Origin of the sequence: Reinekea blandensis MED297, from assembly GCF_000153185.1 — a bacterium.
In the GTDB taxonomy this organism is placed as follows: domain Bacteria; phylum Pseudomonadota; class Gammaproteobacteria; order Pseudomonadales; family Natronospirillaceae; genus Reinekea; species Reinekea blandensis.
In genome coordinates, this window is the sequence record NZ_CH724149.1 from 1,045,963 (window position 1) to 1,065,779 (window position 19,817).

The 19,817-nt window shown below is 53.2% G+C and carries 18 protein-coding genes; 12 read left to right on the forward strand and 6 right to left on the reverse strand.

Translation table 11 applies throughout. The annotated features are described in order from the left end of the window. Window positions 1-9 precede the first annotated feature (9 nt). The 4 genes from acnD (at window position 10) to MED297_RS04855 (ending at window position 6,647) form a co-directional block, all read left to right on the forward strand. The gene (gene acnD / locus MED297_RS04840; RefSeq protein WP_008042840.1) at window positions 10-2,625 is read left to right on the forward strand and encodes a Fe/S-dependent 2-methylisocitrate dehydratase AcnD; all 2,616 of its coding nucleotides are present in this window, start codon (window positions 10-12) and stop codon (window positions 2,623-2,625) included. Then, entirely contained in the window at window positions 2,622-3,803 is a 1,182-nt protein-coding gene (gene prpF, locus MED297_RS04845) for a 2-methylaconitate cis-trans isomerase PrpF (protein WP_008042841.1), read from the forward strand. Before acnD ends, prpF begins: the two co-directional genes overlap by 4 nt. 126 nt (window positions 3,804-3,929) lie before the next feature. Then, on the forward strand, window positions 3,930-4,541 hold the full coding sequence (locus MED297_RS04850; RefSeq protein ID WP_008042842.1) for a carbonic anhydrase: 612 nt from the start codon (window positions 3,930-3,932) through the stop codon (window positions 4,539-4,541). A 96-nt stretch (window positions 4,542-4,637) separates the two neighbouring features. Beyond that, the gene (locus MED297_RS04855; RefSeq protein WP_008042844.1) at window positions 4,638-6,647 is read left to right on the forward strand and encodes a methyl-accepting chemotaxis protein; all 2,010 of its coding nucleotides are present in this window, start codon (window positions 4,638-4,640) and stop codon (window positions 6,645-6,647) included. 16 nt (window positions 6,648-6,663) lie between these two features. On the opposite strand, the gene MED297_RS04860 is transcribed toward MED297_RS04855, so the two are convergent. Next, on the reverse strand, window positions 6,664-6,906 hold the full coding sequence (locus MED297_RS04860) for a hypothetical protein (RefSeq protein ID WP_040556452.1): 243 nt from the start codon (window positions 6,904-6,906) through the stop codon (window positions 6,664-6,666). Window positions 6,907-7,191: 285 nt separating this feature from the next. Between MED297_RS04860 and gap the strand changes: the two genes are divergently transcribed. Then, window positions 7,192-8,187 carry a type I glyceraldehyde-3-phosphate dehydrogenase gene (gene gap, locus MED297_RS04865; RefSeq protein WP_008042848.1) on the forward strand — a complete coding sequence of 332 codons (996 nt, stop codon included), beginning with the start codon at window positions 7,192-7,194 and terminating at the stop codon, window positions 8,185-8,187. A gap of 29 nt (window positions 8,188-8,216) precedes the next feature. Here gap and MED297_RS04870 read toward each other — a convergent pair whose 3' ends face one another. The 5 genes from MED297_RS04870 to MED297_RS04890 form a co-directional block, all read right to left on the reverse strand. Next, window positions 8,217-9,941, reverse strand: coding sequence for a putative bifunctional diguanylate cyclase/phosphodiesterase (locus MED297_RS04870; RefSeq protein ID WP_008042849.1), 1,725 nt, complete (start codon window positions 9,939-9,941; stop codon window positions 8,217-8,219). A gap of 186 nt (window positions 9,942-10,127) precedes the next feature. Then, the gene (locus MED297_RS04875; RefSeq protein ID WP_040556660.1) at window positions 10,128-10,769 is read right to left on the reverse strand and encodes a hypothetical protein; all 642 of its coding nucleotides are present in this window, start codon (window positions 10,767-10,769) and stop codon (window positions 10,128-10,130) included. Window positions 10,770-10,876: 107 nt separating this feature from the next. After that, window positions 10,877-12,106: a molybdopterin molybdotransferase MoeA gene (gene moeA, locus MED297_RS04880; RefSeq protein ID WP_040556453.1), complete on the reverse strand. Its 1,230-nt coding sequence runs from the start codon at window positions 12,104-12,106 to the stop codon at window positions 10,877-10,879. Window position 12,107: 1 nt separating this feature from the next. Further along, window positions 12,108-12,749: a two-component system response regulator NarL gene (gene narL, locus MED297_RS04885; RefSeq protein ID WP_008042852.1), complete on the reverse strand. Its 642-nt coding sequence runs from the start codon at window positions 12,747-12,749 to the stop codon at window positions 12,108-12,110. Further along, the gene (locus MED297_RS04890) at window positions 12,746-14,434 is read right to left on the reverse strand and encodes a type IV pili methyl-accepting chemotaxis transducer N-terminal domain-containing protein (protein ID WP_008042853.1); all 1,689 of its coding nucleotides are present in this window, start codon (window positions 14,432-14,434) and stop codon (window positions 12,746-12,748) included. Before MED297_RS04890 ends, narL begins: the two co-directional genes overlap by 4 nt. A gap of 155 nt (window positions 14,435-14,589) precedes the next feature. On the opposite strand from MED297_RS04890, the gene MED297_RS04895 reads away from it, so the two are divergent. From MED297_RS04895 to MED297_RS04925, 7 genes are all read left to right on the forward strand, one after another. Continuing rightward, a complete protein-coding gene (locus MED297_RS04895; protein WP_008042854.1) occupies window positions 14,590-14,730 on the forward strand; it encodes a periplasmic nitrate reductase, NapE protein in 141 nt (46 codons plus the stop codon). Between the two features lie 13 nt (window positions 14,731-14,743). Continuing rightward, window positions 14,744-15,292: a ferredoxin-type protein NapF gene (gene napF, locus MED297_RS04900; RefSeq protein WP_008042855.1), complete on the forward strand. Its 549-nt coding sequence runs from the start codon at window positions 14,744-14,746 to the stop codon at window positions 15,290-15,292. After that, window positions 15,276-15,608, forward strand: coding sequence for a chaperone NapD (locus tag MED297_RS04905; protein ID WP_008042856.1), 333 nt, complete (start codon window positions 15,276-15,278; stop codon window positions 15,606-15,608). Before napF ends, MED297_RS04905 begins: the two co-directional genes overlap by 17 nt. A gap of 17 nt (window positions 15,609-15,625) precedes the next feature. Then, a complete protein-coding gene (napA, locus tag MED297_RS04910; RefSeq protein WP_008042858.1) occupies window positions 15,626-18,121 on the forward strand; it encodes a nitrate reductase catalytic subunit NapA in 2,496 nt (831 codons plus the stop codon). A gap of 10 nt (window positions 18,122-18,131) precedes the next feature. Beyond that, window positions 18,132-18,584 carry a nitrate reductase cytochrome c-type subunit gene (locus MED297_RS04915; RefSeq protein ID WP_008042859.1) on the forward strand — a complete coding sequence of 151 codons (453 nt, stop codon included), beginning with the start codon at window positions 18,132-18,134 and terminating at the stop codon, window positions 18,582-18,584. Window positions 18,585-18,606: 22 nt separating this feature from the next. Further along, window positions 18,607-19,197: a cytochrome c3 family protein gene (locus tag MED297_RS04920; RefSeq protein ID WP_008042860.1), complete on the forward strand. Its 591-nt coding sequence runs from the start codon at window positions 18,607-18,609 to the stop codon at window positions 19,195-19,197. 115 nt (window positions 19,198-19,312) lie between these two features. Continuing rightward, window positions 19,313-19,792 (forward strand): FKBP-type peptidyl-prolyl cis-trans isomerase, encoded by a 480-nt coding sequence (locus tag MED297_RS04925; RefSeq protein WP_040556663.1) that lies wholly within the window; start codon window positions 19,313-19,315, stop codon window positions 19,790-19,792. The last annotated feature ends 25 nt before the right edge of the window (window positions 19,793-19,817 follow it).

Here is a 19,817-nt window from a genome sequence, read left to right on the forward strand (position 1 = left end):
GGAGTCTTTATGAACACTGATTTCCGAAAACCGCTGCCAGGTACTGAACTTGAGTTCTTTGATGCCGAAGTCGCCGTCAATGCGCTTTCTGCCGGTGCCTGGGCAGAGCTGCCCTACACCTCAAAGGTGCTTGCTGAACAGTTGGTTCGTCGCTGTGACGCTACGGATTTGAACACGGCGTTGACGCAACTGATTGAACGACGTCGTGACCAGGATTTTCCGTGGTACCCAGCGCGTGTGGTGTGCCACGACATACTCGGGCAAACGGCTCTGGTGGATCTGGCCGGGCTTCGGGATGCGATTGCACAACGTGGAGGTGATCCGGCAGCAGTTAACCCGGTGGTGCCGACGCAGCTGATTGTGGATCACTCCCTGGCGGTGGAACACGCCGGCTTTGAAGCGGATGCCTTTGATAAGAATCGTGCGATTGAAGAGCGTCGCAATGAAGATCGGTTTCATTTTATTGAATGGACCAAGACCGCTTTTAAAAACGTCGATGTGATTCCGGCCGGGAACGGCATCATGCACCAGATTAACCTGGAGAAAATGTCACCGGTCGTTCAACAACGCGATGGTGTGGCGTTTCCGGATACCTGTGTCGGAACCGATTCGCATACCCCGCATGTCGATGCCCTGGGTGTGATTGCCATTGGCGTGGGTGGGTTAGAAGCTGAAACTGTTATGTTGGGACGCCCATCGATGATGCGGTTGCCCGACATTGTCGGTGTGGAACTGACGGGTAAGCGACAGCCCGGTATTACGGCAACAGACATTGTGTTGGCTTTGACGGAGTTTTTGCGTAAAGAGCGGGTTGTCTCCGCCTATCTGGAGTTCTACGGCGAGGGCGCTCGGGATCTGACCATTGGCGATCGCGCCACCATTTCTAACATGACGCCGGAGTTTGGTGCCTCGGCAGGCCTGTTTTATATCGACGAACAAACGCTGGATTATCTGACCCTGACCGGCCGTGAACCTGAGCAGGTCGCGTTGGTTGAAACTTATGCCAAGCAGATGGGGCTTTGGGCCGATGCGATGACGGGGGCTCGCTATGAGCGTGTCTTAACTTTTGATTTGTCATCGGTGGAGCGCACGATGGCCGGCCCCTCGAACCCACATCGCCGATTACCTACGCGCTCGCTGGCAACCGAAGGACCGGCGACCGGTTTGGAACTGGCACGACAACAGGAAGCCGATGGATTGCTGCCGGATGGTGCGGTCATCATCGCAGCCATTACGTCCTGCACAAACACATCCAATCCACGCAACGTTGTTGCCGCCGGGTTGCTGGCCAAAAAAGCCAATGAACTGGGGTTGATTCGAAAACCGTGGGTTAAGTCATCTTTTGCGCCCGGTTCACGAGTGGCGCGTCTGTATCTTGAAGAAGCCGGGTTGCTGTCGGAGCTGGAATCACTGGGCTTTGGAATCGTCGCCTATGCCTGTACAACCTGTAATGGCATGAGTGGCGCACTGGATCCGGTCATCCAACAGGAGATCATCGACCGCGATCTTTATGCCACGGCCGTACTCTCAGGAAACCGTAACTTTGACGGTCGCATCCACCCTTACGCTAAACAGGCGTTTTTGGCGTCACCGCCGTTGGTCGTTGCCTATGCCTTGGCTGGCACCGTGCGGTTTGATATTGAACGGGATATTCTCGGGCAGGATGCACAAGGGCGCGATATCCGGCTGGCGGACCTGTGGCCGAGTGATGAAGAAATCGATGACATAGTGCAGCGCTTTGTGAAACCGCAACAGTTTCGTGATGTGTACATTCCGATGTTTGATCTCGACCGGACCGACACTGACACCGACCCTCTATACCCATGGCGGGAAAAGAGCACCTATATCCGGCGCCCGCCCTACTGGGAAGGGGCATTGGCTAAACCCAGAACGCTCACGGGGATGCGTCCGTTAGCGGTTCTCGGAGACAACATCACCACCGACCACCTGTCACCGTCGAACGCAATACTGGCGGACAGTGCCGCCGGTGAGTATCTGGCGAGCATGGGATTGCCTGAAGAAGATTTTAATTCTTACGCCACGCATCGTGGCGATCATCTGACTGCGCAACGTGCCACCTTTGCTAACCCGAAACTGTTGAATGAAATGTGTCGGAACGAACAGGGTGAGATCATTCAAGGCTCACTCGCCCGATTGGAACCTGAAGGTAAAACCCTGCGCATGTGGGAAACCATTGAGTCGTACATGAACCGGGGACAGAACCTGATTATTGTCGCCGGCGCTGATTATGGTCAGGGTTCGTCGCGGGACTGGGCGGCCAAAGGGGTTCGGCTGGCCGGCGTTGAAGTCATCGTCGCTGAAGGTTTTGAGCGCATTCATCGCACCAATTTAGTGGGCATGGGCGTTTTACCATTGCAGTTCCGAGAGGGTGATACTCGCCATACTTATGGTATCGATGGCACAGAGACCTTTGATGTGATCGGGGACATCACTCCCGGCGCGTGGTTAACCTTGGTCATTCATCGGCAGCAGGGTGATCGGGTGGACGTTCCCGTCATCTGCCGTCTTGACACGGCCGAAGAGGTTAGGGTGTATTCTGCCGGTGGTGTATTACAACGTTTCGCGGAAGATTTTTTATCGGATAACGAACAGGTGAGTGCATGACGGGTCTACGACAGCAACAGATTCGCGCCACCTATATGCGTGGAGGTACCAGCAAAGGCGTCTTTTTTTGTCTGGATGATTTGCCGGCTTCCGCACAGGTTCCGGGTACTGAACGCGACCAACTTATGCTCCGGGTTATCGGCTCTCCTGACCCCTATCAGAAGCATACCGATGGCATGGGTGGCGCAACATCCAGCACCAGCAAAGTGGTCATTCTCTCGACGGCAGAAGATGAACAGCACGATGTGAACTATCTGTTCGGTCAGGTCAGTATCGATCAGCCGGCCGTCGATTGGAGCGGTAACTGCGGCAACCTGACGGCGGCAGTCGGCAGTTTTGCGATCGAGCAGGGGTTGATTCCCAAAACGCGGATTCCGGATCAAGGTGTCGCCGAGGTTCGGATATGGCAACAGAATATTCAGAAAACCATCGTTGCCTATGTGCCCATTGCGAATGGCGAGGTTGTCGAAACCGGGGATTTTTATTTGGATGGCGTTACCTTTCCATCCGCTGAAATCCCCATTGAGTTTCTCGATCCGGCTGATGGCGAAGGCGCTTTGTTTCCGACCGGACATCGGGTGGATGTACTGGAGGTTCCGACTGACATTGCAGAGACGGGCCGTGTTGATGCCACGTTGATTAATGCCGGTATTCCCACCATTTTTGTGCGTGCTGAAGACATCGGTTTCCGGGGCGATGAACATCAGGCTGATATCAATCAGGACCCCACCAAGTTGGCTCGTTTGGAAACCTTGCGAGCCCTTGGTGCTCTGAAAATGGGTTTGATTCAAAACCTTGATGAAGCCAAGAGTCGGGCTCACACGCCAAAAATTGCATTCGTCGCATCCGCGAGCGATTACGTCAGTGCCTCGGGTCAGTCTATCGCTGCTACCGATATCGATTTGCAGGTCCGGGCCGTATCAATGGGTAAGTTACATCACGCCATGATGGGCACTGCCGCTGTAGCGATCGCTGCAGCATCCGTGATTCCGGGCACATTGGTGAACGAGGCCGCCGGTTCGGGCGAGCGCGACAGTGTCGTCTTCGGGCATCCCTCAGGCACGCTTCGGGTCGGTGCGGTGGTGCATCGTGATGGTGATCAATGGCAGGTGGAGCGTGTTCGGATGAGTCGAAGTGCACGTTTACTCATGACCGGTACGATTCGTGTTCCGGGTTAATGGTTGTCGTTGTTTGGTTTAATTCAACAGACTGTTGAGTAATCTGGGCTTGAGTTTTTGCGTGCCGTGAATAAGGTTCTCTCACGGTAACGCCACCAATTGTGCAGAAAAACTCAGGAGTCTCAGATGATCACTGCCACCGAAGCCCTCGATCGATTAAAAACCGGCAATCGCCGATTTGTCGAGGGACGCTCGTTATTTTCCGAAATGGTCAACGAGCAACGGCGGGAGAAACTGGTCACCGGGCAAAACCCCTGGGCCGTGATTCTGGGTTGCAGTGACTCCCGAGCGCCTGCAGAAATTCTGTTCGACTTAGGGTTGGGCGATTTGTTTGTGATTCGGGTGGCCGGCAATGTCGTGGCTCCATCGGGTGTGGGCAGTATCGAGTTTGCGGTTGAATCCTACGGTACGCCGTTGGTGGTCGTGCTTGGGCATACGAACTGTGGTGCGATTCAAGCGACATTGGACACACTCGCCCATCCGGAACAGGCCCCCTCGACCAATCTGAACTCCATTGTTTCTCGCATACGTCCGTCTGTTGAAACGCTGATGGAAACCGACCTGGTGGATCAACCTGAAACGCTGGCGGTGAAAGCCATGCGGGCCAATGTTCGCACGTCGGTGAGTCAGATTCGTCATTCCTCTCCCATGCTTGAACAGCGTGTACAGAGCGGTCGACTCAAAGTCGTCGGCGCGCAATACTCTCTCGCTTCGGGCGAAGTCGAGTTTTTTTGCTGATCTCTCTCCAATCCGGCTAAAAACTTCAGCGGACTCAAGTTGGCTATAAAACAGTCGATATGAGCTATAGTCAGTTGTTAACTGGTCAACTTGGAGATGATGATGTCCTTTCTTAAGCGTCTGAAGGTGTCTCACGCCCTGATTTTGTCAACACTGTTGCCTATGTTGGTGGCCGTGGTTCTGCTCGTAATCCTGTTGTTTGAGTTGAACGATCGCGTCCGCAGTGCACGGCTAGTCGAAGACATCGTGACTGTTTCGGAACTGTTTGATGCCGTGGCCCATAATCATGCTGTGGAACGAGGGCTCACCGCCGGTTTTCTCGGCAGCAATGGCGCCAATGGCCGGGATCGGGTTAACACACAGCGAGCGGTTGCCGATCAGGCGTCTGTTGCCTTGTTGGAGTTTGATACGCAGCAATTGCAGACCTTTTCTGCCGAAGAGTTTGAGGCGTTAGTCGAGCCCATCCGCGAGCAGTTGGCGGAGAAATCGAGCGTGCGCAACGCAGTGGATCAACTGTCCCCCGACAATGGGGCTTTCGCTTTTTACAGTGAGCTGAATCGCCGCGCCCTGACGGCAATTGGACGCCTTGGTGTGCAGATTACGAACGCCGAAGATGGGGTACTGATGGACTCCCGTTTGCAGCTACTGTGGATGAAAGAACGGGCCGGGCAGTATCGTGGTGCACTGAATGGCATTTTCAGTTCCGGGCAGACCAATGCAATGCGGAAACAAGCCGTGTCCGGTTACATTGCGGACGAGGCGAACCGCTTAGAGGTTTTTCTTTCCGAAGCCCGACCTGCTGATGCTGATGCGTTACGTCAGTTGCGATCCAGTCCCACCTGGACACAGGTCGCCAATGCGACCGAAGCCTTTCAGTCGGCGGAAGATCTGACCAACATTCAGGGGCCGCAGAACTGGTTTGAAATGGCGACTCAGCGCATAGGCGATATCAAAGCGCTCAGTGATCGCATCGGATCGGATCTGGTTTCACAGGCGCAAGTGCATACCAGTGAGGCCTTGTGGCTCAGAAATGGCCTGGTGGTGTTATTCCTGGTGGTGATGTTGCCAGTCCTTTGGCTGGGACGAAAGGTGCGCCAGTCCATCACACAGCGTGTCGATGCCATTCAACAGTTTCTGGATAATGTGTCTGATCAGAAGTCATTTGATCATCTTCTTGAAGACGATGCTCACGATGAAATCAGTCAGATTGTTCGTGCCCTGAACGCTCACGTACAGGAAATCAGCCGATCGTTGATGCAGATTCAGGAGCAGGCACTCTCGTCGAGCCATGTCGTGGACTCCATCCGAGAGAACAGCGTGCACATTCTGGATGACGCACGGGCGCAATATGGCAACACCGATCAGATTGCGACGGCTATGGCTGAAATGTCTCAAACCAGCCATGTCATTGCTTCCGATATGCAAATGGCGGCCGAAGAAACGAAGACCGTGCAGGAACATGGCCAGCAAGGCTCGGCGAGAATCACGCAGATTACCAAATCCATGGGTGAACTGGATGAAGAAATTAATCAGACGTTTCGTATTGTTGAAGAGGTGTCTGAGAAAACGTCGGGAATTAATCAGATTCTTCAGACCATTGAATCGATTGCCGAGCAAACCAATCTGTTGGCATTGAACGCCGCTATTGAGGCCGCCCGTGCGGGTGAACAGGGTCGGGGTTTTGCCGTGGTTGCCGATGAAGTTCGCTCTCTGGCCAGTCGCACTCAAGGCTCAACAGTTGAAATTCGCGAGATGATTGAAGGTTTGCTGGAAAGTAGCGGTCGTGCCATCCGTTCCATGGATCATTGCAAGGCGTTAACCGATTCCACCGCCTCCAAAGTGACGGAAAACTCGGAAATGATCCAGGAGTTGTTCCGATCGGTGGATCGGCTGAATGAGTCCATTGAAAAAGTCGCCACGGCCGCGGAGGAGCAGTCACAGGTGTCCGAGGACATCAACCGTAATGTGCAACGTGTCGCGGATGGCTCACAGACCATTCTGGAAGCGACCGAAAACAATGATCGGTCGGTGGCTGACCTGGTCAGTGGCTTTGCTGATGTGAATCGTGAGATTTCTCAATACCGACTACAGCGGGACTCCGAATAGTGACGCATTAAGGCGCTTATCGACGTGGAACCCAGAGTCCTGCTTCGGTTAGCTCTGCATGTTCCAGTTGAAAGGTCAGTACTAACCACAACAGGACCCCCAAACCAAACAGTGTGATCAGAACGAAAACACCTCGCAGCAGGTGTCCAAGCAGCGCCACGAATCGGGATCGCTTGGGCTCCGGTTGCTGGAACAGTGATTGAATGAACTGAAACGACTCACTGAAGTGGCGGGGATCTCGCGGATCACGTGCTGGCATCGTTAAGTCTCCACAAATCCATTTATTGCAAAGTGTAGCCGTGATCAAACCACGGTTAAGCGATCGGGTTTTCATTTTTAACCTTGAATCGCGTTTTGCGGAACTTTGACTACACTGGGTGGTCGGAAAATAGTCAGAAAATGGCTGTTTTGTAGTTTACTTTCATATATTTACTTGATTCAGGGCAATTAAAGGCGGGTAACCGGTTGACCTTTGGCGGTAATTTTGTAATTTTACTACGTAACAGCTTAATCCAAATCACACACCACAGGGGATACAAAGCCCATGACTATCAAAGTAGGTATTAACGGCTTTGGCCGTATTGGTCGTTTCGTTTTCCGCGCTTCTGTAGAGCGTGACGATATCGAAGTTGTTGGTATCAACGACTTGATTGATGTTGACTACATGGCGTACATGCTGAAATACGACTCAACTCACGGTCGATTCAACGGTACAGTCGAAGTTGACAATGGCAACCTGATTGTCAATGGCAAGAAAGTACGTGTAACGGCAGAGCGTGACCCAGCGAACCTGGCTTGGGGCGATCTGGACGTTGATGTCGTGGCTGAAGCAACAGGTATCTTCCTGACTGACGAAACTGCGCGTAAGCACATCGAAGCAGGCGCTAAGAAAGTCGTACTGACCGGTCCTTCTAAAGATGCAACGCCAATGTTCGTGATGGGTGTTAACCACGAAACTTATGCCGGCCAGGACATCGTGTCTAACGCATCTTGCACCACAAACTGCCTGGCACCGGTTGCTAAGGTTCTGAATGACAAGTGGGGCATCAAAGACGGTCTGATGACGACTGTGCACGCAACGACTGCAACTCAGAAAACTGTTGATGGTCCTTCTGCGAAAGACTGGCGCGGTGGTCGTGGTGCTTCTCAGAACATCATCCCATCTTCAACTGGCGCTGCTAAAGCCGTTGGTAAAGTGATTCCAGAACTGAACGGTAAACTGACCGGTATGGCATTCCGTGTCCCAACAGCGAACGTTTCTGTTGTTGACCTGACTGTTAACCTGGAAAAACCAGCCACTTACGACGAAATCAAAGCTGAAATGAAGCGCGCTTCTGGTGCCGAGCTGAAAGGCGTACTGGGCTATACTGAAGATGCGGTTGTTTCTCAGGACTTCATCGGTGAAACTCAGACTTCGGTTTTCGATGCTGAAGCGGGTCTGTCTCTGACTGACACCTTCGTTAAAGTTGTATCTTGGTACGACAACGAAATCGGCTACTCAAACAAAGTTCTGGACCTGGCTGCACACATCAGCAAGTAATCCGCTACATTGTTCGTAAGAAACCGCGCTTAGGCGCGGTTTTTTTTGTTCGCAGACTTTTCCAGCCAGTCTTCGAACTCGTGAAAAGCCAGTGGTTTTGAAAAATAGAAACCCTGACAATAGTCACAACCAAGGCTGTTGAGTAACTTAAACTGTTCATTGGTTTCAACACCTTCAGCGACGACCTCCATATCCATTTTATGCGCCATCGCAATCATCGCTTCACAAAGGACCTGCATTTGTTGGTCGCTGTGGATTTGCTGAATAAACTGTCGATCAATCTTCAGAAAGCTGGCCGGAAACCGGGCCAGATACGCAAACGAACTGTATCCCGTGCCAAAGTCATCGATGGCAAATTGAAACCCGGCCTTCTGAAAGTGATTGATCCGATTGTTGACCTCTTCAGCGGTGTCCAGCAAAACCGACTCAGTAATTTCAATGACCAGGTTCTGGTTGTGTAAGCGCAGATTTTTCATGGCCATTGGCCACAACCGATGCGTCGGCAAACTGCCCTGAACAAACTGCGCTCCAGATTTGTTAATGGAGATCTGAAAGTCAGGGTCAACGGATTTGGTCAGTTGGTTGAGCATCTGAGTCACTTTCGTGAACACCTGGTGACCAAGCTCGTGAATAAACTGATTATCCTCTGCAATGGGAATGAACTCCGCCGGAGATATAAAACCTTCCTCTGGCAATCGCCAGCGTGCCAGTGCTTCAGCTTTGACACAGCGGCTGTCAGAGCAGCGCACGATCGGTTGCAGAAAGACTTCAAATGAGTGATCACGCAAAGCTTGCTGCATGGCGGTCTTCAAATAACGGGTGCGCTGAATTTCGTTGTGCAGTTCTTGGGTAAAAAAATGAATGGCGCTGCGACCGGTCTGTTTTGCACGGGACAGAGCCTGATTAGCATGGCTGAGTAGAATATCCGGTGAGTCGCTGTCGTTCGGGTAGATCGAAATGCCCATTGAACAGGTGATGGTCAGCGTTTCCTGAGCAATGTAAAACGGAGCCTCAATAGCACTGGCCAACTTTTGCGCGAGTGTTTGCAGTTGATCGGGCTTATCAGGGTCGATGTCGCGAACCAGAATAACAAACTCATCACTGCTCATACGACCCACCACATCGCTATTACGAACTGATGCCTGCAGGCGAGAAGAGGTTTCGACCAGCAGTGCATCACCACAACTTTGTCCGTGATTTTCGTTAATGGACTTGAAGCTGTCGATGTTCAGAAGCACAAGCGCAAACGCTCTTTGTGCCCGGCGGCTTGTGAGTACTTCCTGGTGCAGACGTTCCGTAAAGTATTGACGGTTAGGCAGATCTGTCAGACCATCAAAGTTGGCTTGTCGCCAAAGTCGTTGATGAAAATAAACCTGTTCCAATCGATCATCAAACGACACGACGTTCAGCGTTTGATCGCCTTGAGTGAGTTGCGTCATGCTGACTTTTGCTGCTTTGGTTTCTCCGCTTTTGCAGCGGACTTTCAGCTCAATGGGTTTGAACGGTTTGGACTTGCCGATGGAGTCTTCCATCCGGTGTTGCCAGCGGCTTTCCACGGTTTGGCGATAAGCCGGATCGGGGTAGGCCTGTTGATACCATTGTTCGAGATCAGGGATGTCTGACATTTCATAGCCAAATACCTGCTTGAACGCTGTATTGATCATAACAACGTTTCGTCGTGCATCGCTCAGTGCAATCGGACTGGGAATAGCATCGATGAATGCCTGGAACTGTGCGGTATCTGAAATATCCAAAGTGAGACCTTCCTCTGAGCGTTTCCTTATCAAAAAGAGAATAAAATCATTCTGAGGATAGTGCGTTTGCACTGTTTTGCACGGAAATTAACGGTCGAGTGTGCGCGCGTTATGAATCTCAAACAGTGAATGGCTAAGTGGTCAACGTTAAGGAATTTTCAGTGTCTCCGATGAGTCGTCAGACGTTCAAGGATTGACCGTCTGCCGAGGTTTGCGGCCAAAGTCGCGCCAAAGTGATACCAACAGCCATAAAGTCAGTGCACTGCCCAGCAACAGAGGGTTGTCGGTGGCCGCAATGATCTCCTCGCCGAACGCAACGGTCGTGACCACGATGAGCAGGTAGTAGGGCAGGTTCAACAGGAATGCTGCGACCAATAGCTTGGGCGTGCCTTTTTGCAGTCCCCAGTTAAATGTAAAGATGGCCAGACCACTGGAATGAATCAGTGCCGGAAGTAAGGCTTTGAAGGACATTGGTTTTGCCTGATCCTGATCGACGTTTGACAGGAGTCGGCCAGCAACATAGTTGATCACGGAACCGAGGGTCGTCGCTATCACCATCGCGACGCTCAGCAGTACGATATCCTGCCATGAGGGTCCCGATAAAATAACCAGCAATGCCGCAATGTATTGTCCTGGGAAGTACAGACTGATGACCACCAGCGCTTCCAGGAAAATGCAGAACACCACTAACCAAAACCAGTTTTCGCCGACTTGTGCGCGCAGTTGTTCCAGCAGCGTTAACCCGCTGGGAATTAAGCCCTGTTCACTGGCCACCGTAAAGGCGATGAAGATAGTAAGAATGATCAGGGGGAGTTTGCTGTATTTCATGGTGCTCAGATCCAAAAACGTCCCGTTGGTACGAGACGTCAACGTTGAATGGATCAGTCACCACTAGCAGCCTGTTGAAAGCGTCTTGGCGTGCTCAGGTCTTATCGTTAAATCAGGTCGTCAAACAGCCACAAAGTCACCTCTTCGCCAGACAGAACCTGACCGCGTTCTTTTTCCAGTGCGATGTAGCAGTTCGCATTGGCCAGACTGGTCAGAATGTGCGAACCCTGATCGGAACGGGTCAGACGGACGTCGACACCTGTTTCAGACAGTTGCCAGTGACCCCGTTGGAAATCCATGCGCCCCGGTGCTTTGCGAATGTCATCAACACTCCGTGCTTTCAGTTGTTGCATGGGGCGATAACCAACATGCTGATGTTGACGAATGGCCTGGCTGCCAAGCACATGGAAGGTCACCATGGCTGAGACCGGATTGCCGGGCAAGCCGATAAACACGCTGTTGGGCAATTTGCCAAACGCAAAGGGTTTACCCGGTTTGATGGCCAGTTTCCAGAAACGAATATCACCGAGTTCTTCGAGCACATCCTTGGTGTAGTCGGCTTCACCAACCGAAACCCCTCCGGACGTGATGACAAAGTCGCAGGCCCGATCCGCCTCCAAAAAGGTGGTGACGAAGGTCTCCCGGTCATCGGGCAGAATGCCATAGTCGATCAGTTCGACGCCGAGTCGGTTCAGCATAGTCGTCAGAGCTGGCCCATTGGAGTTGTAGATGTCACCGAAACCTAATGGCACACCCGGCGTCTTCAGTTCGTCACCGGTAGAGATTAACGCCACCCGGGTTTTACGGAAAACGTCGACACGCTCGCGGCCAGTGGCCGCCAGTAGTGCAATGTGGGCCGCGTTCAGTCGGGTTTCGCGAGTTAGGACGGTATCGCCAATCGCAATGTCTTCTCCTGCCCGGCGGATGTTGTTGCCCGGTTCAGCCAGTTTGAGAAACCGGATAGTATCGCTCTCGGCTAGGGTGTTTTCCTGCATGATGACGCAGTCGGCTCCGTCGGGGATGGCCGCACCGGTCATAATGCGAACGGCTTTGCCTGGTTCCAGTGGTTGCCGGAACGGAGCACCAGCGAAGGATTTTCCTTGAACGGGAATGGGCTGGTCCACAGCGATCGAGTCGAGACGAATGGCGTATCCGTCCATGGCGGAGTTATCAAACCCGGGGACGGAGGAATCCGCGCGAATATCTTCGGCGAGCACGCGCCCGGCCGCGTCGGCCAGTGCGACCGATTCGGTTTCTGTCACCGGGATGACGCCGGCCAGCAGTTTTTCCAGGCCCTCATTTAAGGGCATAAGGCCCGGTTGATCACAGCATCCCATATCAGAGCTCCCTCGCATGTTCGTGAGCAAAAATCGCGGCTTCAACCCGAGACCGCAGACCGAGTTTAGACAGTACCCGCTTGACGTGAACTTTGACGGTTCCTTCAGCAATATCCAGGTTCTGGCCGATGGATTTGTTGGGCAAACCGGCGGCAATCAAACGTAAAACATCTTTTTCCCGATCCGTTAAATCCCGCAACGCCGGGTGCAGGTTTTCCGGCAGACGCTTGGAAAGGGCGCTGCGCACCACATCCTGAATCCCGGGGCTGACAACCTGTTCACCTTGCATGCAGCGTTTGATGGATTCGAGAAACTCTTCCGGGTCGATGTCTTTTAGCAGATAGCCGTCGGCACCGTTGTGTATGGCACGGTGAATATCGGCCTGATCATCGGATACGGTGAATACGATGATCCGGGCATCGACGCCGGCATCTCGCAGTTTGTTCAGTGTTTGCAGTCCGTCTTGCCCGGGCATATTCAGATCGAGCAGAATCAGATCCGGTTCGTGCTCGGTGACGATACGCACAGCGTCCTGAGCTTCCCCTACCTCGGCAACCAGATGCAAGTCGTCTTCAAGGTCCAGTAATTGAGACAGCCCCTTACGTAACATGGGGTGATCGTCGATGATGATGATGTCAGTCATAAGCGGTCTTCTTCAGAAGCGTTAAGTGGAAAGGTGAGCGTCACACCGGCGCCACCGTGATTCAGGTTTTTATAGTCAATGTTACCGCCAATTCGAATAGCGCGTTCTGCCATGATGTCTAAACCGTAGTGCATGGGTTTAGTCAGCGTCTCACCGAAACCGATGCCGTCATCGTTAATCGTTACCTGAAGGGTATTCGATGGCAGCCGTTTCATCGACACAACAGCGTTCTCCGCCTTGGCGTGTTTTACGACGTTTGTTATGGCTTCGCGAATGACGTGCATGCAGTGAATCTCCTGACTGGGTGTCAGGGTTTCCGGCCAGTTATCTTCGATGTAGAGATGAATCTGACAGTTGGGCGACATCCGGTTCACGTCATCAATGGCGGCTTTGACCGACGGCAACAGCCCGGGTTCGTCCAGCTGTGATCGGAAGGTGACCAACAGTTCCCGAAGTTTGCGATAACTGGAGTTCAGCCCGTCGCGCAGTTCATCAATGATGCTGTTCAGTGTCTCCTCATCGGCTTGTCGCTCACGCAGTTTGACCAGTCGAACCACCTGAATTTTCAGATAACTGAGTTGTTGTGCCAACGAGTCGTGCAGTTCTCGGGCGATGGAAGAGCGTTCGTTTAACAGGGCGATTCGGTTCTCGTGGTCATAAGCCCCCATGCGGCTGATGGCATTGTCAAACAGGTCGCTGACGGTTTGCAGGAGTTGTTTTTGCCAAGCGGTTAAACCGTTACGTTGTTCGCAAATCAGATAAGATTGATCCGCGTCGCAACGGACGACATAGCCTTGGGGCGATGTTTCATACATTTGCTGATGCCAGTTGATCGAATGCTCCGGACAGATCAACCGCAGCTCTTCGACGGACTGGTGTTTCAGCGCCGTAATGTCGGGTTTTTCCGTGCTCAGTCGTTGGCTGAGAGTGAACAGGAATTCCAGAATCCGATTGTTTCGGGACAGTTCCGCAGTCTGTTCCTGAATGGTGGACTCCAACGATCCATGCACTTGGGAAATTTCATCGGCCATGCGGTTCAACGTCGAGGCCAGGCGCCCGAACTCATCTCGCCCCTGAAAATCTACCCGCGCCGATCGGTCTCCCCGGCCAATGCGATGCACCGTTCTGATTAAGCGTTGTAAAGGCAACACCACCCGACGGTTAATGATGATGGCAAACAGGATGGCGGCCAACAGAGACAGCAGAGTAATCAGGATTTGTTGTTCGCGCAGGTTCTGAACTTTGTTTTCCGACCAGCTTTCCAGTTGCGCCACCATGGTATCGATGTCTTCAACAAAGGCATCGACCTCTTGCAGGTAGATCTCCGGTGTTTCAATGGCCGCTGTATGCATTTGCTCAAAGCGTTGCTCAACGGTGGAAAACGCGGCGGTTAAGTGTGGGTGATCGGATGGAATCTGTCCCTTCAATGCCGCGGAGGTTAAGCGTTCTTCAAAGGTGTCCAGCAGCGAGGCGATGTGTTCCTGAGGCGCATCCTGTTCAAGCAGATAAGCAATGCGATAGGACTGCATGCGCAAAGAACCCGATAGGTTTACGGCTTTGGCATCGCCCGACAACACAGTGGTCATCCACAGGGTATAGAGACCGGACACCGCCGCAAGGGCGGCCAGGGTGATCAGTCCGATGATCAGCAAGCTGGCAACAGGGTAACGGGCAAATTTCAACATGCACTCAGTTTACTCTAATCCAAGGGCCGCTTCAGCGTAACTCATCTGAGGTTGATGCTGAACAATGGGGGTACCTCCTCAGTGGTACGCAACCGTTCTCCGGGGTGACTACTATGGCCTCATAACAATTCCTTTACATAAAACAGGTGGCAAATATGTCTGATTCTCAGCGTGAAAAATCCAGTGAGCTGAAGATGTTTCTGTTTATCGTGGTGTTTCTGTTCCCGTTTCTGACTGTGGTTCTGGTTGGCGGTTACGGTTTTGCCATCTGGATGTCACAGCTACTGTTTGGTTGATCGGACGCGCGCTATGGGACTACAGACCGCAACCAGTCGACGAGGCCTGTTTCGCTCCTTGGCGTCACAGGCCAGCGGCCGTGCGTCGCCGACACCGGTGCTGCGTCCGCCGGGCGCCTTGCCTGAGAGCGCCTTTGTTGACCAGTGCACACGCTGTGGCGAGTGCCAGGTTGCCTGCCCGGAAGCCATCATCGTACGTGGAGATGGCGGCTTTCCCGAACTGTCTTTTCAGAACAATGCATGCATTGGCTGCGGCGACTGCGTGGAGGCCTGTGAACCGGGTGCATTGCAGTCAGATGCAGACCCCTGGCCGGTCGGCCAATGGCAGGTCAATGACCAATGCCTGCCGCAGCAGGGCGTCAGCTGTCGCTCTTGTCAGGATGCCTGTGAAACCAGCGCCATCCGCTTTCCGATGACCAGCGCGGTGCCCAGTCCGGAACTGGATGCCAGCCAGTGCACAGCCTGTGGCGCTTGCGTCTCGGTGTGCCCAACCGATGCGATTGCCATTCAACCCGTTAACCAAACGTCTAATGAGAGAGTGCAACATGAAGAATGCCGTTAAGGTCACGCCCCGCCAGGAGGAGGAACACATCGTCAGTGTCATTGTGCATGTGTTACCCGAGCATCGGCTCTCCGTCATACAGGGCATGGCGCAGCTCACTGGTGTTGAAATTGTCGCGGACGACGCGCAAGGCAAAAGTGTCTTGCTGATCAGCGCCCCGACCGCCCGAGAAGTGATGGTCCAGATTGAAATCATCCAGGCGATGGACGGCGTGTTGAGCGCCGCCATGATCGCCCATCACACCGAATCAGCCGATTCCCTGAACGAAACCATTGAGACACCCGAGGGCCTGACAGTTCAGGTCGCGGAACAATAATAACAGGAGAAACAGATATGAAACTGACCCGTCGAGACGTGGTAAAAGCACAGGCCGCTGCCGCTGCTGCCTCGGTCGCCGGTATCTCACTGCCAACTCAGGCCACTAACCTGATTGCCAGCAGTGAAGATAACCGGATCCAATGGGATAAGGCGCCGTGCCGGTTCTGCGGTACCGGGTGCTCTGTGTCCGTGGGTACCAAGAAAGGCAAAGTCGTGGCCACCCATGGTGATCAGCTCGCGCCGGTTAACCGCGGACTGAACTGCATTAAGGGCTATTTTCTGGCCAAAATCCTATACGGCCGGGATCGTCTGACCCAGCCAATGCTGCGTAAACGCAATGGAAAATACGACAAAAACGGAGAGTTTACGCCGGTCAGCTGGGATGAAGCGTTCGACATCATGGCTGAAAAGTGGAAAGCCACATTAAAAGCCAAAGGACCGGATGCGCTGGGCATGTTTGGCTCGGGTCAGTGGACGGTTTGGGAAGGGTACGCGGCCTCCAAATTAATGAAAGCGGGTTTCCGCACCAATAACATTGAACCCAACGCTCGCCACTGCATGGCGTCAGCCGTTGCTGGTTTCATCCGCACCTTTGGTATTGATGAGCCAATGGGTTGTTACGACGATCTGGAGCATGCCGATGCATTTGTTCTCTGGGGTTCGAACATGGCCGAGATGCATCCGATACTGTGGACACGTTTGACCGACCGTCGTCTGTCGTATCCGCATGTGAAAGTGGCGGTACTGTCGACCTTTGAGCATCGCAGTTTCGATCTGGCCGATATCCCGATGGTTTTTAAACCACAAACCGACCTGATCATCGCAAACGCCATTGCGAACTACATTATCCAGAACAATAAAGTTAACACCGACTTTGTTCGTCAGCACGTGAACTTCCGAAAAGGAATGACAGACATTGGCTACGGTTTGCGACCTGAACACCCGCTGGAGCAGAAAGCTAAAAATGCGGCCAAAGCCGGCGCGTCTGAAGGCATCGACTTCGATACTTACGCAGCTTACGTAGCGGATTACACTCTGGAATACGCGGCACAGGAGTCGGGTGTTCCTCTGAACCGGTTGCAGGAACTGGCTGAACTGTATGCCGATCCGAACCGCAAGGTGATGTCGTTGTGGACCATGGGCGTCAATCAGCACACCCGCGGTGTCTGGATGAACAACCTGATTTATAACCTGCACCTGCTCACCGGTAAAATTTCTGAACCCGGCAACAGTCCGTTCTCATTGACCGGCCAGCCCAGCGCCTGTGGTACCGCGCGGGAAGTCGGTACCTTTGCGCATCGTCTGCCGGCGGATCTGGTCGTGGCCAATGAAAAACACCGTCGCTTTGCCGAAGACATCTGGCGGATTCCGGAGGGCATTATTCCGGGCAAAGTGGGTGCTCATGCCGTGCTGCACAACCGCTTGCTGAAAGATGGCGATATGAACTGCTATTGGGTTCAGGTGAACAATAATATGCAGGCTGCACCGAACATGAACGAAGAAACCTATCCGGGCTATCGCAACCCGGATAACTTCATCGTCGTATCTGATGCTTACCCAACGGTCACCTGCGAAGCGGCTGACTTGATTCTGCCAACGGCCATGTGGGTCGAAAAAGAAGGTGCCTACGGAAACGCTGAACGTCGTACTCAGTTCTGGTATCAGCTGACTCAGGCACCTGGTGAAGCGAAATCGGACCTGTGGCAGTTGATGGAGTTTTCCAAACGTTTCCTGACGGATGAAGTCTGGCCGCAGGACATTCTGGATGCCAATCCGGATTATCGCGGACGCACGCTCTTCGATGTGCTGTACCGCAATGGCAATGTCGATCGGTTTGGTATGGACGAAGTCAATAAAGACTACGGCAACCATGAGTCAGAAGACTTTGGCTTCTATGTGCAGAAAGGTTTATTCGAAGAGTACGCCCAGTTTGGTCGGGACCATGGGCATGACTTGGCACCGTTTGAACGTTATCACGAAACCCGTGGTCTGCGCTGGCCCGTCGTGAATGGTAAGGAAACGCAATGGCGTTATCGCGAAGGGTATGACCCCTATGTCGAGCCGGGTCGTGGCGTTCAGTTTTACGGCAAGCCCGACGGTCGCGCGATTATCTTTGCGTTGCCTTATGAGCCACCGGCGGAAAGCCCGGACGATGAATACGACCTGTGGTTGTCGACCGGTCGGGTGCTTGAGCATTGGCACTCCGGGTCGATGACTCAACGGGTTCCGGAGCTTTACAAAGCGGTGCCGGATGCACTCTGTTACATGCATCCGGAGGATGCGCGCGAGCGTGGTCTGCGACGCGGCGATGAAATCAAAGTCACTTCACGACGTGGAGAAATCCGCACACGTGTGGAAACCCGTGGCCGGAACAAGCCGCCAAAAGGTTTGGTCTTCGTTCCCTGGTTTGATGCGTCACAGCTGATTAACAAATGCACACTCGATGCCATCGATCCGATATCCAAGCAGACCGACTTCAAAAAGTGTGCGGTCAAAATTGCGAAAGCCTAAGGAGAACATCATGAAAAAACTGTTAGCTCTGTTCAGTCTGCTCGCGGTGTTCACTTTGGCCGCTGCCGAACCTCAGGTCGCCAACCTGCGCGGCCCGCTGGACTTGACCGAAGAAGAGGAAGCACCTCGCATGGCGCGGGAAGTGAACGATGACATCCGCACCGACCGCGATTATCCCATGGCGGCCCCGACGATCCCGCATAAGATCGACGGCTATCAGATTGATCTGAAAGCCAATAAGTGCCTGAGCTGTCATAACCGGCAGCGGGTCGAGGAATCTCAGGCGGTGATGGTATCGGTGACGCACTTTATGAACCGGGATGGCAACTTCCTCGCAGATGTCTCGCCGAATCGATACTTCTGTACGCAGTGCCATGCCTCACAGCTCGATGTGGATCCGCTGATCGACAATGATTTTGTCAGCATGGATGAACTGTTCGATCGTGCTGCCGAAAGCCACTAAGGAGTCCGCTATGTGGAGTCGAATGAAACAAGGGTTGGCTCGGGCCTGGAATGTTCTGGCCAAACCCTCAGTGCATTACTCGTTGGGATTTCTGACGCTGGGTGGCTTTGTGGCCGGCATTATTTTCTGGGGTGGTTTCAACACCGCCTTAGAGGCCGCCAACACCGAAGAGTTTTGCATCAGTTGCCACGAAATGCGCGAGAACGTGTATGTCGAGTTGCAGGAAACCATTCACTGGTCGAATCGCTCCGGTGTCCGGGCGACCTGTTCAGACTGTCACGTGCCGCACGACTGGACCTACAAGATTGCCCGTAAAATGCAGGCGTCCAAAGAAGTCTGGGGTAAAATTTTCGGGACGATTAACACGCCTGAAAAATTTGAGGCCAAACGGCGAACGTTGGCTGAGCATGAGTGGGCCCGCTTGAAGAAAAACGATTCTCTGGAATGTCGTAACTGTCACCAGTTTGAATCGATGGACTTCACAGCGCAAAGCCAGCGTGCCGCAGAGCAACACAGCACGGCGTTGGCCAGTGGTGAGAAGACCTGTATTGATTGTCACAAGGGCATCGCGCATCACCTGCCCGACATGACCGGCGTGCCCGGTTGGGAGTAACCGAGCGTGTCCTGATAAAAACCCGGGCTTGTCCCGGGTTTTTTATGCGCTTGATGGGCTGTGCGGGTTGCCTGCAACATCGTACAATGCATTTTTTTGACAGAAGATCGTGATGATGACCATTCAAGCCGATACCGTTGTTGAGTTTCACTACATGCTCAGTGAAGGCGAGCGTCAGATAGAAAGCAGCCAGGGCGGCGATCCGATGCTGATTCTCTGTGGCCACAAAAACAGCTTGCCAGCGCTGGAAGATGCCATGATGGGTAAAGTGGCCGGCGACACCTTCAGCGTGACGTTACCGCCAGAAAAAGCCTATGGCAGCCGCCGCGAAGACAGCATGCAACGGATCCCGATTAAACATCTGCAAGGCGCTAAACGCTGGAAGCCGGGTATGTTGGCCTGGGTGCAGACGGATCAAGGTAACCGTCAGGTAACCGTTGTCAAAGTGGGTAAGTTTAACGCCGACTGTGATACCAATCATCCGCTAGCCGGTATGACACTGACGTTTGATGTTGAGATCGTGTCTGTTCGTGATGCGACAGCCAGTGAACTGCAGCACGGGCATGCGCACGGTCGAGGCGGTGTTGAACACTGATCTTATGAACCCGGCACCGGCAACG

Coding starts and splice junctions, on each gene's coding strand:
- MED297_RS04925 (WP_040556663.1), top strand. CDS start 19,313: ATGACCATTCAAGCCGATACCGTTGTTGAGTTTCACTACATGCTCAGT.
- MED297_RS04855 (WP_008042844.1), top strand. CDS start 4,638: ATGATGATGTCCTTTCTTAAGCGTCTGAAGGTGTCTCACGCCCTGATT.
- MED297_RS04905 (WP_008042856.1), top strand. CDS start 15,276: ATGAAGAATGCCGTTAAGGTCACGCCCCGCCAGGAGGAGGAACACATC.
- MED297_RS04920 (WP_008042860.1), top strand. CDS start 18,607: ATGAAACAAGGGTTGGCTCGGGCCTGGAATGTTCTGGCCAAACCCTCA.
- MED297_RS04890 (WP_008042853.1), bottom strand. CDS start 14,434: ATGTTGAAATTTGCCCGTTACCCTGTTGCCAGCTTGCTGATCATCGGA.
- MED297_RS04895 (WP_008042854.1), top strand. CDS start 14,590: ATGTCTGATTCTCAGCGTGAAAAATCCAGTGAGCTGAAGATGTTTCTG.
- gap (WP_008042848.1), top strand. CDS start 7,192: ATGACTATCAAAGTAGGTATTAACGGCTTTGGCCGTATTGGTCGTTTC.
- MED297_RS04850 (WP_008042842.1), top strand. CDS start 3,930: ATGATCACTGCCACCGAAGCCCTCGATCGATTAAAAACCGGCAATCGC.
- narL (WP_008042852.1), bottom strand. CDS start 12,749: ATGACTGACATCATCATCATCGACGATCACCCCATGTTACGTAAGGGG.
- MED297_RS04915 (WP_008042859.1), top strand. CDS start 18,132: ATGAAAAAACTGTTAGCTCTGTTCAGTCTGCTCGCGGTGTTCACTTTG.
- moeA (WP_040556453.1), bottom strand. CDS start 12,106: ATGGGATGCTGTGATCAACCGGGCCTTATGCCCTTAAATGAGGGCCTG.
- napA (WP_008042858.1), top strand. CDS start 15,626: ATGAAACTGACCCGTCGAGACGTGGTAAAAGCACAGGCCGCTGCCGCT.
- napF (WP_008042855.1), top strand. CDS start 14,744: ATGGGACTACAGACCGCAACCAGTCGACGAGGCCTGTTTCGCTCCTTG.
- MED297_RS04875 (WP_040556660.1), bottom strand. CDS start 10,769: ATGAAATACAGCAAACTCCCCCTGATCATTCTTACTATCTTCATCGCC.
- prpF (WP_008042841.1), top strand. CDS start 2,622: ATGACGGGTCTACGACAGCAACAGATTCGCGCCACCTATATGCGTGGA.
- MED297_RS04860 (WP_040556452.1), bottom strand. CDS start 6,906: ATGCCAGCACGTGATCCGCGAGATCCCCGCCACTTCAGTGAGTCGTTT.
- acnD (WP_008042840.1), top strand. CDS start 10: ATGAACACTGATTTCCGAAAACCGCTGCCAGGTACTGAACTTGAGTTC.